This is a genomic window from Enterobacter sp. WCHEn045836, from assembly GCF_003965585.1.
Classification (GTDB): Bacteria; Pseudomonadota; Gammaproteobacteria; order Enterobacterales; family Enterobacteriaceae; genus Enterobacter; species Enterobacter dissolvens.
Genome location: NZ_RXPT01000002.1, coordinates 215,935 through 227,469, shown reverse-complemented (window position 1 = coordinate 227,469; position 11,535 = coordinate 215,935). Strand labels below are relative to the sequence as shown.

The 11,535-nt window shown below is 54.5% G+C and carries 12 protein-coding genes; 2 read left to right on the top strand and 10 right to left on the bottom strand.

Annotated elements, in window-relative coordinates:
• From EKN38_RS03455 to EKN38_RS03440, 4 genes are all read right to left on the bottom strand, one after another.
• Positions 1–222, bottom strand: a complete 222-nt coding sequence (locus tag EKN38_RS03455; protein ID WP_126521637.1) for a TraR/DksA family transcriptional regulator — start codon at positions 220–222, stop codon at positions 1–3.
• The gene (locus EKN38_RS03450) at positions 222–449 is read right to left on the bottom strand and encodes a DUF2732 family protein (protein WP_014833348.1); all 228 of its coding nucleotides are present in this window, start codon (positions 447–449) and stop codon (positions 222–224) included. The genes EKN38_RS03455 and EKN38_RS03450 overlap by 1 nt, the downstream gene beginning before the upstream one ends.
• Positions 450–516: 67 nt before the next feature.
• Complete coding sequence (locus EKN38_RS03445) at positions 517–855, bottom strand: DUF5347 domain-containing protein (RefSeq protein WP_014833349.1); 339 nt, start codon at positions 853–855, stop codon at positions 517–519.
• A 32-nt stretch (positions 856–887) separates the two neighbouring features.
• Positions 888–1,151 carry a hypothetical protein gene (locus EKN38_RS03440; protein WP_014833350.1) on the bottom strand — a complete coding sequence of 88 codons (264 nt, stop codon included), beginning with the start codon at positions 1,149–1,151 and terminating at the stop codon, positions 888–890.
• 132 nt (positions 1,152–1,283) lie between these two features.
• On the opposite strand from EKN38_RS03440, the gene EKN38_RS03435 reads away from it, so the two are divergent.
• Entirely contained in the window at positions 1,284–1,859 is a 576-nt protein-coding gene (locus EKN38_RS03435) for a phage repressor protein CI (RefSeq protein ID WP_014833351.1), read from the top strand.
• On the top strand, positions 1,859–2,893 hold the full coding sequence (locus EKN38_RS03430) for a tyrosine-type recombinase/integrase (RefSeq protein ID WP_014833352.1): 1,035 nt from the start codon (positions 1,859–1,861) through the stop codon (positions 2,891–2,893). Before EKN38_RS03435 ends, EKN38_RS03430 begins: the two co-directional genes overlap by 1 nt.
• 440 nt (positions 2,894–3,333) lie before the next feature.
• Here the strand turns inward: EKN38_RS03430 and EKN38_RS03425 are convergent, their stop codons facing one another.
• The 6 genes from EKN38_RS03425 to EKN38_RS03400 form a co-directional block, all read right to left on the bottom strand.
• Entirely contained in the window at positions 3,334–4,017 is a 684-nt protein-coding gene (locus EKN38_RS03425) for an outer membrane protein (RefSeq protein WP_013098813.1), read from the bottom strand.
• A gap of 137 nt (positions 4,018–4,154) precedes the next feature.
• On the bottom strand, positions 4,155–6,269 hold the full coding sequence (locus EKN38_RS03420) for a fimbria/pilus outer membrane usher protein (RefSeq protein ID WP_043951805.1): 2,115 nt from the start codon (positions 6,267–6,269) through the stop codon (positions 4,155–4,157).
• Between the two features lie 63 nt (positions 6,270–6,332).
• The gene (locus EKN38_RS03415) at positions 6,333–6,761 is read right to left on the bottom strand and encodes a DUF1090 domain-containing protein (protein ID WP_014833354.1); all 429 of its coding nucleotides are present in this window, start codon (positions 6,759–6,761) and stop codon (positions 6,333–6,335) included.
• A 62-nt stretch (positions 6,762–6,823) separates the two neighbouring features.
• Positions 6,824–10,012 carry an ATP-binding protein gene (locus EKN38_RS03410; protein ID WP_014833355.1) on the bottom strand — a complete coding sequence of 1,063 codons (3,189 nt, stop codon included), beginning with the start codon at positions 10,010–10,012 and terminating at the stop codon, positions 6,824–6,826.
• The gene (locus tag EKN38_RS03405) at positions 10,009–10,638 is read right to left on the bottom strand and encodes a response regulator transcription factor (protein ID WP_014833356.1); all 630 of its coding nucleotides are present in this window, start codon (positions 10,636–10,638) and stop codon (positions 10,009–10,011) included. Before EKN38_RS03405 ends, EKN38_RS03410 begins: the two co-directional genes overlap by 4 nt.
• A 223-nt stretch (positions 10,639–10,861) precedes the next feature.
• Positions 10,862–11,221: a DUF6911 family protein gene (locus tag EKN38_RS03400; protein WP_232943025.1), complete on the bottom strand. Its 360-nt coding sequence runs from the start codon at positions 11,219–11,221 to the stop codon at positions 10,862–10,864.
• Between the last annotated feature and the right edge of the window lie 314 nt (positions 11,222–11,535).

Here is an 11,535-nt window from a genome sequence, read left to right as displayed (position 1 = left end):
TCACCCTCCCCGATAGTGTTTGTTTTTCAGCTCCGTCATTTCCTGGCAGGTAACGCACATGGCCACGCCGGGGACGGCAATACGGCGCGCCTCGGGGATCGGGGCGTCGCACGCTTCGCAGAGAAAACGCGATGGCGACACAGGTCGACGGCGCGCGCTGTTAATGTGGCGCTCGCGTTCTGCCAGTTCACACTCCTGCACCAGATCGATAAAATCCGCCATCAGTGCAGCTCCTGGGATTCACGCTCGTAACGGGCCGCTTCGTGGCACAGCAGTTCAGCCACGTCTTCACCGCTCATACCGGTTTTGTAAATGTGGCTGGCCAGCGCCTCAAGGCGCTGTGAAACCGCGAGCGCACGTGCTCTTCGCTCCTCGGTCTTTGCCTGCGCCAGCAGACGTACCAGTTTTTCTCCCTCGATCGGGGACGTGCGGTTTTCGCTATTTCGCATTACTCGTTCTCCTTACATTCAGGCAATAGAATGCCCGGCGGGTTTACGCCATTACGTTTGGGTGGGGTTACATCGGCAGGGTCAGCCGTTCGGGAAATAAGCTCACGACTGCACGAAAATGGTTCATGGCGGTAATCAGCGCCCTTTTCTCGTCAGTCGTCAGTTCACCGATCTCGCACGCATGACGGGTAGCGGGTAATTTCGCCAGGAAGAAGATGGCAGCCAGCGCGCGGGTGTTCTCTGCAAAACAGGGATCGCGCTTATCACGCAGCGCTGCAAAAAACCGCGTCAGCTCTTTCTCGCTATCGCCCCAGAATCTGGCGCGCAGTTCAGCCACGTGGTTAAGTCCGGACAGACGCGCCCCGACGCTGAGCGGAACGCTTGCCTGAGCAGCTTCTATCGCCATATCGCCCCTCGCTTCGTTTCCCGCAACGTGAATTATTCACCGATAACAAGCTGGAAGCGGGAATGGCCTAACGCCTTACGTAGCTGCTCCTCTTTCCAGCGCGCGTAATAGATACGGATGGGGCCACCTGCTTTTTTGCAGCCCTTGCGGATAGTGCGCGGCTCAATGGGGACCCGGGGGTTATCGCCGGTCGTCCAGCGGTAGGCAGTGCGTTCAGAAACACCTTCCAGCGCGGCGAATTGCTGCAGCGTCACCACAGGGGCTGGCACTTTGATGATTGCGATTTCAGAAGCCATGTTGCATGATTCCCATTTTGATAATGACTGCAATCTTTAGCCTCTGTTTGCCAACGTCTGCCGCTGATTGCCCGAATTTGCAATGATATTAATACCCAATTGAGTATTAGTAAACACCCAAAGGAATATATTTTGATTTTAGATTCTCAAGTGAATAATGAAGAGTTGCTCGATAGAATCTGTCAGGTATATGGTTTTACGCAAAAAATCCAGCTTGCCCGGCACTTCAATATTGCCGCCAGCTCGCTGCAGAACCGCTACGCACGCGGCACTATCTCTTATGACTTCGCCGTGCAGTGCGCCCTGGATACGGGCGCCAGCCTGCGCTGGCTAATGACCGGGCAAGGTTCTCAGTTTGAAGGTCAGCCTGCGCCGGGCGATCCTGTATCTGTCGCGTCGTTCACTCTCAGTGATGGTCGACTGGAAGAAAATACTACTTTGAGTATCGACTCCCATTTCTTCAGTAAACAACTCACCCGCGGCATCGCCGTCCGGGCTGAGGGAAAACTTCACTTTGTTGAAAAAGACGCATCGTTAACCGACGGGCTGTGGCTGGTTGAGATTGAAGGCACCACCAGCATCCGCGAGTTGACGCTCCTGCCGGGTAAAAAGCTCCACGTCGCGGGCGGAAAAATCCCGTTTGAATGCGGTATCGAGGAGATAAAAACGATTGGCCGTGTGGTGGGTGTCTACAGCGAGGTTAACTGATGGCGGTTCGTAAAAATCCTGCCGGTGGCTGGCTTTGCGAGATCTACCCCAACGGGGCAAAGGGTAAGCGCATCAGAAAGAAATTCGCCACCAAAGGCGAAGCGCTGGCCTTTGAACAGTACACCGTTCAAAACCCATGGCAGGAGGAAAAAGAGGACCGCCGCACCTTAAAAGCGCTGATTGACGCCTGGTATAGCGCTCACGGCATTACGTTGAAAGACGGTCTTAAACGCCAGCTGGCGATGCATCATGCTTTTGAGTGTATGGGCGAACCGCTCGCGAGGGATTTCGATGCGCAGATGTTTTCCCGCTACCGGGAAAAGCGGCTAAAAGGCGAATACGCCCGTTCTGCCCGGGTAAAAGAAGTTTCTCCCCGCACGCTTAACCTTGAGCTGGCCTACTTCCGGGCGGTATTCAACGAGCTGAATCGTCTGGGGGAATGGAAAGGCGAAAATCCGCTGAAAAATATGCGCCCTTTCCGCACGGAAGAGATGGAAATGGCCTGGCTGACGCAGGAGCAAATCGCCCGGTTACTGGCCGAGTGTCGGCGTCATGACAACCCGGATCTGGAAAACGTGGTCAGGATTTGTCTCGCCACAGGCGCACGCTGGTCTGAAGCCGAAGGGCTCAAAAAAAGCCAGCTGTCGAAGTACAAAATCACCTATATCAATACCAAAGGGCGAAAAAACCGCACCGTTCCTGTCAGCAAAGCCCTGTATGACGCTCTGCCTGATAACAAAAATGGCCGTTTGTTCAGTGATTGCTATGGTGCGTTCCGCTCTGCGCTGCAGCGGACAGGTATCGAGTTACCCGCCGGGCAACTGACCCACGTTCTGCGCCATACTTTTGCCAGCCACTTTATGATGAATGGCGGGAATATCCTGGTTCTGCAGCGGGTGCTTGGGCATACGGATATTAAAATGACTATGCGATATGCGCACTTTGCACCTGATCATTTAGAGGATGCCGTTAAGTTCAACCCGCTGGCGGTGAGTGGCGATAAAGTGGCGGTAGAAATGGCGAATAATGGGTAATTGATGGCAAACAGTGGCAAAGTATGTCAATGATAAATAACGCAATGTATTGATTTTCCGTTATTTCATCAGGAACTCATAATCGCTTGATCGCAGGCTTAATTGAGTAGAGGAAACATGATGAAAATAAACAATGCTGCTTTATATGAGCGATTAAAAAGATGAAACGAGCAATACTATGGTTTCTGCAATCATATATTTATTACATCCCTATAGCACTTATCATTGCTGGCGCTTATATATTCGCGCGTTTCGTCCCTGACTATTTTGGTATTCTTACACTGGCATGGATCATCATCGTGACCTATTTCTATGTTAAACATAATCGTTGGTTCTGATCTGGCTCGGGCAATCAACATGCCACACCTGCGCAATAAAAAAGCCAACCCCGCACTCCCACGGTGTTGGCCCTGTTTTAAAGCAGTGACGGCCACAACAGGTTAAAACACGTAACGCATACCCAGCGTAAATTCGTTAGAGACAATATGCGCTTTCATCTGCTCATCTTTTAAGCCGCGCGCGTTAGTGAAATTGTTATATCCGCTTTCGATCTTGCCCATATCGATATAGCGATAACCCAAATCGACATACAGACGTTCAACCGGCGTGTAGCTTACGCCCGCTCCTAATGCGTAGGTCAGGTTGCTTTGGGTGGTCGAGGCGTATTCACGTCCGGCGTTACCCTGCCAGCCGCCCGCTTTGATCTTGCTCACGCCAAGCCCTGCGGTACCGTAAACAGAGACACCGTAGCCGAGTTCATAATCGCGGTAGACATTCAGCATCAGACGTTCTGTTTCGGTCTGCAGGTGGTTAAAGCTGTTCGCGAATGTGCTGGAGCCGCTGGTGTACTCCGTCTTTTGTTTAAAGGTGTATTCACCCTCGGTGCGCCAGCCGTTACCGAACTGGTAGCCTGCGGCAATCGCCGCGCCGCCAAAATGCTCTTTCTCTTTACCGCCCACAAACTGTCCGACACCCGGACGCGCGCTGGTATCCATCTCCTTCGCACGCTGTTCAATCTGCAGGTATTTTGCCGAGCCGTAATACCCTTCTTCCGTATTTGCCGCCAGAACGGTAGCCGGGATCATCGCCACAGGCAGGGCAATTAAAATTGCTTTCATCTTCATCTACACTCCATTGAAAAACAGTCAGTGAGACGAATCATAAGCAGTCCCGAAAGGGCAAACTATTAGGATGAATACGCGTTTAACCTGGTAATTTTACGTAGGGATTTGTCCCGCTTTTCATCCTGTTTATTGTAATTTCAATCCGTTACCGGTTGGGGAAAACGCAGCAGAACAATCGCGCCATCGGTGGGCACCGATTCCAGTTCCGTCACATCCAGCGCGGTGTTTTCCGGCAAGCTCAGGCTATCGACCGTAATGCGGTTCACCCGCCATGGCGTTAAGTAACTCACCAGCAGCTCACCTCTGGCATTGGTTGTGGAGCCAAACTGGTTATAGAAGCCAATTCCCGGCGAGTCCGGCACGTCCACCAGCGCAGCGGTGCTGCCGAGCTGTTGACCCAGCGTCACGCCGTCAGCATGCACCAGAATGCTGCCGCTGGTGTCGGCATGATAATCGCGGCGCGTTCCCCCGCGTACCATACTGAGGTTCAGCTCGCCCGCGTTGTACTGATAGCCCAGATTCGCAGAGAGCTCATCATTGCGGTGTACGGTATGCGTCGCCTGCAGATCGTAACGCAGGCTGTAATCACTTAACGCTGAACCATACACATTCACCCCATGGCTATCTTCCCCCCGGCTGGCGAGCTCGGTGATATAGCCGACATTACTCGTCGCCCCCCAAAGGGATAAAGGCACGCTGATGTTGATACCCACGGTGGTTTCATCCGGGTTTTTACCGTAGCGCTCGTATACGCCGTACACGCTTACATCCACGTTGTGTAAGGTTGTATTCAGGCTCAGTGTCGCACCCGTGTTGCCCGCGTCAGGTTCACGTGACTTCAACCCGTGCCAGGACAGGCTCAGGCTGGAATCCTCGCCAAGATTCTGGTTAAGCTCCAGCTGTCCACGCAGCGCCCGCCGGGTGACGTCATCGTCCCAGCCGTACCTCAGCAATTCCGCCCGCGTAATTTTTTCTTCCAGCGACCGGTAATGCTCACCACGTGGATACCACTGGAGCTGGGCGGTGAGGCTGGTTTCGGTAGTGAAGAACGCTTTGGCATAGCGCAAACGCCACACCTTGCCCCGTAGCGTCTCCGCCTCTTGCGTATAGCGAGCCGCGCTGACATCGCCGGAAAACGCCCCCCACAACCCCAGGTTAGCGCCAAAACCCGCGACCTGGCTGAAATAGTGCTCCCCTTGCTGCAGCCCGGCAAACACAGTGACCTGCGGTGCAATCCCCCACGAGACCGTACTCTGCCAGAAGCGATCCTTGTCCCTGTCAATGCCGTGAAAAGGCTTATACCGACCGGCGGCCAGTTCGTAGCTAAAGAGTCCCTGATGCACCAGATTGGGCATACTGGAATAGGGCAGCAGGCGGGTACGCTCTGTACCATCGCTCTCCTGAATCGTCATTTCCAGGTTGCCGTTTGGGTCCGGCGGATAAAAATCGCGAATGGTAAACGGCCCGGGCGGGACATGAATACGGTAAACACGTACCCCGTTCTGATGAATGGTGACTTCCGCCTCTGTGCGGGCATAGCCGTTGATCCAGGGCGAATAGGGTCGCCAGCTATCCGGGTACATAGCCTCGTCACTGGCGAGTGATGCACCGCGAAACGCCAGGCTGTCGAACATATTTGAAGAGGTATTGCCGTCGCCCAGGGTCACACGCGAGCGCAGCGGCGTGATGCTGCGCCAGAGCGACATCGCATTGGTGTACGAACCGTGTTGCCCCTCTTTTTCACGCCAGAAGGTGTTTTGATAACGCAAACGCCAGGGACCCACATTAAGGCCATTGTCCAGGCTCAGCGTGGCGTCAGTACCAGAATGCTCCCAGTCGTACTGCGCCTGGCTGTTATCCGCATCCAGACGATAGTTAATAAACAGTGCGTTGATGCCATCATCCCAGCGACTGGTACTGACGCCGTTCTGCTGTGGGCTAATGGCGTCAGGCGGGAAGAGAAGCGTCAGCAGTTGCGCTTGTGGGCGGTACCAGTATTTGAGGTTGAACTGCTCCGCAGACTGCGGCGTCAGGCAACCTTTGGCATCCCAGACCAGACGCGCAAGCACCGCGTCACGCACGCCCCACTCCTCCATCAAAGGCTGACTAAGGCAAGGCCCCGAGGCAGATACCTCAAACGAAATCGCCCCTTTGTAGAGGTTATTAAGGATCACCCACGTCTTTTGGGTGGCCGCGCGGCTCTCTGCCATGGCGAAAAGCAGCACAAAAAAGAGAAGATGGAGTCGCATCATGATGGCAGGCAGCGCAAAAAGGTGAGGAGGCTCACGCCCCCTCACCTGTTTTACAAAAAAACGTTATTTCTGCAGGGAGGCGAGCGCAGCGCGAGCACGGCTCAGCTCTTGCTGAATGCTGCTCAGATCGCTCTGTTTTTCAGCCAGTTTGCGCTGGTATTTCGCCACTTTCTTGCTGTCGCCTTTGGCTTTCGCTTCACGCAGATCTGCCTGAACCTCGGCAATATCTTCACGCTTCTCGGCCAGTTTCTTCTCCAGCTTCTTCACCTCTTTTTGCGCGTCAGCCTGTACGCTTGCCGGGGTGCAGTGTGCTTTCACTTCGGCCAGCGCTTTTTTCAGGCCGTTGACCTTGTAGGTATTACCGTACTGCTGGGCGATACGGATCTCTTTTTCCAGTGCCGCGGCTTTCGCAGAGCAGCTTTCTGCCGCCTGGGCGGTGGTGAACATACCAACAGATGCGATAACGGCCAGTGCGGATACGAGTTTTTTCATCGGGATATCTCCTTTATATGTGAACTTCCCCGACTAAAAGCGTACCCCGATGGAGGGGAAGCTTACGCTGTACGCCCGTCCTCATTCTGCTGTAGGACGGTCTCGCCCGGTTGTAGTCCCGTCTCGCGCCAGCGCTGTAATACGCTCCTCAATACCAGAATGTCCTCCTCAAGCTGACGGATGCCGCCGCTGTCGGCAGCCTGTTCCTGCTCCAGACAGCGCGCTTCCAGCGCCGGCATACCGAGCAGTTGAATACCGCCCCGCAGACGGTGCAGCGCGTCCTTCAAGGGTATACCGGGGTCCTTCCGCCACAGTGCGATATCACGCAGCGTCTCCTCCAGCACGGTTATCTGCAAATCCAGAAACGTTGCCAGATGCTCACCGTCCAGTAGTGCTGGGGGTAGCGTGATGGAACAAGGCAACGCATCCGGTGATTTTTTGGATGGAGCAAGAGGGGCGAGCAGGTTTTCCAGCGCAACCAGCGTAACCGGTTTGAAGATACAGTCGCGCATGCCCGCTTCCCGCGCCTCATCCCTCACGGATTCACGCGCGTCCGCCGTCATGCCAAACACCGTGACATCCGGGTAACGTTCATTGATGATGCGCGACAGGGCATAGCCACTCATCTCGGGCATGTTGCAGTCGGTGATCACCACGTCCGGCTGTCGGGTTGCCAGGCGCTCGATCAGCATTTTCGGGCTGTCGTACTGGGTGACCGCATGCCCCAGCCACTCAAGCTGCTGGGTAAGCAGCATCCGTCCGACCGGATTGTCGTCTACCACCATAATGGTCAACGCAGCGCGTTTGCCGGAAGGGACAGCATGCCCGGCCTCTTTCTCTGGCAGGGCGGCCATAACGGGCAGCCTGAGCGTCACCGTGACCGTCGTCCCCTCACCTTGCACGCTATTCAGCGTGAGATCCCCTTCCATCATGTCCGCGAGCTGGCGACAGATATAGAGCCCCAGCCCGCTGCCCTGCGCCCGGGTACGGCTCTCACCCTGACTAAAAGGCTGGAACAGACGCTGTTGCGTCGCGGCATCAATCCCCTCGCCGGTGTCTGCTATTGCCAGCTCCAGCAGCATAAACTCGCCGTCCTGCCATTGCGGCTGCGCGCGCAGCATCACCTGACCGTGGTCGGTGAATTTAATGGCGTTGCCCAGCAGGTTGGTGACGATCTGGCGAAAACGCATCACATCGATCAATACGTCCCCCTTCAGGGCGGTATCCATTTCCAGCAGCAGCTTCAATGATTTCTGCGCCGCCAGCCCTTCAAACTGCGACACCGTTCCTTCAATCAGGTTTCGAAGCGAGGCGCGCTCCGGGCGGAGCACCAGACGGCCGGACGCCATACGCTCCACATCCAGGATATTCCCGATAAGCAGCAACAGCGACTGCGCCGCGTCCCAGGCGACCCGTATCGACTGCGGGTTTTGCGGGGCATGGTCAGGACGTTTCATCACCAGTTCCAGCATGCCGATAATGGCGCTGACGGGCGTGCGAATTTCATGGCTCATGGTCGCCAGAAAAGCGCTTTTTCCCCGACGGGCTCGCTCTGCGCGATGTTTCGCCGCGCGCAGCGTCTGAATAAGCTTACGGATGCGCGCCTGTCGGATGCGCCGCCGACGGTAAATCCACCCTGCCACCAGCGCCAGCAAGACCAAACCGGCGGCGGTGAACGTCACCAACCACGTTATCGACAGCGCCGACGTCGACACCGAGGCAAACGCATTGCCCGTATTGCTGCCGCGCGTCAGGGCGTGGAGATCTTCCGGCGGGATGTTGATCAGCGCTTTATTCAGAATGGTGATCAGCGGCCAGGCCTGCCGCGATGCGCCAAAGGCAAAGCGCAACGGTTCGGCATCGATGCTGGCGAGAATTTTTAGTGAGGCAAATTCTTTGCGGGTGAGCTGGGCGTTGGCAATGATCAGCGGCACCACCATCATGTCGTTTTTATCCTTCACCACGCTGTTAAAACCCTGCCACCAGGTATCGACCTTCGCCGTCTGGCCGCTGTTTTGTCGGCCAAGCCAGCCATCAGGCGCTTCACCGCGCAGGCTCACCACACGGGGCTGAAGTGCCTCCTTGCCCGGCAGCGCGCGTCCAACCATAACCCAGGAGTTATACAGCCAGGTTCGGGTAGTGAGGAGATCCTCCTGCCAGATCCCCTCCTGCGTGACACCTGCAATCAGCTCGGCCTCTCCGCGATTAATGGCCCTGAAGGCGGCGGCCTGGCTGGGATAACGGCGGATTTCAAAGGTAAACCCGGTACGCAGGCGGAGCGCGGTGAGCAGATCCGCCAGGATGCCGCGCAGCTGCCCGCGCTCGTTGAAAAAGGCAATGGGGGCGTTATCCTGCGCCACCGCGACGCGGATCCGGGAATGTTCTTTGATCCATTTATGTTCGAGCGAGGTGTAACGCGGTGGCTCTTCGCTCAGGGAGAGCGGGATCCCCCCGCTCCAGCGACGGTGGATCTCCACGCCCGCGTTCTCCGGCAGCGCCGTCAGCATCTTGTTGAGGATCGCGATCCAGACCGCCATCTTTGGCATCGCAGCGAACGAGAACCCCGACGCCTCGAACGTGTCCGCCACCGGACGAATACTGAGATTGCTTAAATTTGACTGACTCGCCAGATAGCGCGCGGTGATCGCATCGCTGAAGAACAGATCGATTTTGCGAAACGCCAGCGCCTCCAGCGCATGCCGCGTGGAGGAGAAATTCACAATGACAGCCCCCGGATAACGGGCCAGCACGTCGCTGCTGCTGTAGACAGGCGAAACGGCGATCCGTTTCACCGGCTCATCGGGCGAGGCATCGGTATTCACCACTTCAACCGGGATGTTGTCGCTGTAGGGCACACTCAGCATCAGCCCCTGTTTTTGCTGGCTACCCCCTGCCTGAGGCATAAAATCCGCCTTGCCTGCCCGCAATGCTGACAAGGCATCGTCATAGGTGGGATAACGCACCACCTCGATCTCCAGACCGAGGTTTTCCGCCACCAGCCCGGTGAAATCCGCATTGATACCACCGTAATCGTTCAGCCCCGTGGTGATGTCGTAAGGGGGCATCATCGGCTCCCAGACCGCCAGACGGATTTTGCGGTGTTCGCGTACCCAGCGCCATTCGCTGCCGCTGAGTCCCGGCTCGATCACCTTTTCATGGCTACGCGCCAGCAGGCGAAGGGATTCCCCCGATTGCGCGGCGCACACGGTAAAGGCAATACAAAAAAGCAGGATAAAGGTAACGGCTCTCACGTCTCTGGCTCTGAAGTATCAATAAGATCGAAAAGTTGTTCAAAATGCGCAAAGCCGCTTTTTTTCATCATTCGCGCCTTATAGGTGCTGATGGTTTTGTTGCTGAGCGCCAGCCGGTCGGCAATCTCCTTGTTGCTTTTGCCCTGCTTCAGATAGTTCAGCACCGCGATTTCACGATCGGAGAAACTCGCCAGCAGCGCCCGGCTATCATGTTGTATTTCAGTAGCCTCGACGATTTTCGTGAACGTCTCTTCCGGGAAACAGTGATAGCCGTCCAGCAGCAGTTGGCAAACCGGCTCGACGCGCTCCAGCGCCAGGCTTTTATTGATAAACCCGCTCGCCCCGGCCTTCAGCGTACGCAGTGCGTAGATCCCCGCAGGCTGGTTGGTATAAACCAGCACCCTGAGCGCAGGGAAGTGGTGCTTGATGCGCGGGAGAAGATCCAGTCCGTCAGCGTTTTTGAGTTCCAGGTCGAGGATCAGCAGCAACGGCTGTTCCCGATGCAGCAGCGCCAGCAGGTTCTCGCCGGAGGATGTCGTCACGATAAAATCCGGATTCTTTTCCAGCAGCACCTTGAGCGCAAAGCAGATTGCCGGATGGTCATCCACAAGCAGTATTTTTGTCATTGGTGTTTATTCTTTCCTGAGGCATTAACGGCTCCATTACACGCTGTACACCATAGCCTACCACGTGTTGAATCAGGACAAGGTTTGTCTGGTTTGAGAATAATTCAGAAAAAATACGGAATACGCGAACACAACCTACTTTTCATTAGGCATAATGATCTAAACAAATAGGTTTGGAATTTTAATGCCAGATATTACAGGAGGGTTTTAATGCAGCAAAACGCTAAACCTGTCCTGTGAAGAAAAAGGATCTGCAAACCTCAGTCACAAACTCGAAATCACTTATCAGGTCATGAGAGTGACTCAGAAAAACAGGCGGAACAGAACTTTCTTTCCTTTCAAAAAAAGCAGTCTGGATGCTTTGTATGTTTGTTTTATCATCCTTACCCTTAATTAATGAGAGCAGGAAATGCATACCATCCGAATGGATGCTGAGCGTTTTTTGATTATCAACATCTACAATATTAACGCTTCCCGTATTCGTCCTGAGCTGATGAAGCGCATCGTAAACATCTGACCATAAGGGAAAGTCTTTTTTACTTAAACCTGTATTTGCGCAAAACAGGGAAAGCTTCATTTTCATCGTTTGTCCTTTAACAATGTTGTTTGCTACGTATTTTAACATGGAAGATGAACAATCCAGAGCAAGATAAAGTGATGTCGCTGGCAAATTACACATTTTAGGAATTTTATGGTAAACCGGGCATAGGGGGCGGGGTAATCAGAATGACAACTGCGATCAAGCCCCGCAACGTGTAATGAGAGTAAATGTAACAATTGATATAGAATTTCCAGCACGGAGGTAGGGATCATTCAATGATATTGTTCAAAAATATTTTCCGAAGCTACTTCACCATTCCCATAATTATTTTTATCGAAAGCTAATTTTCATACAGA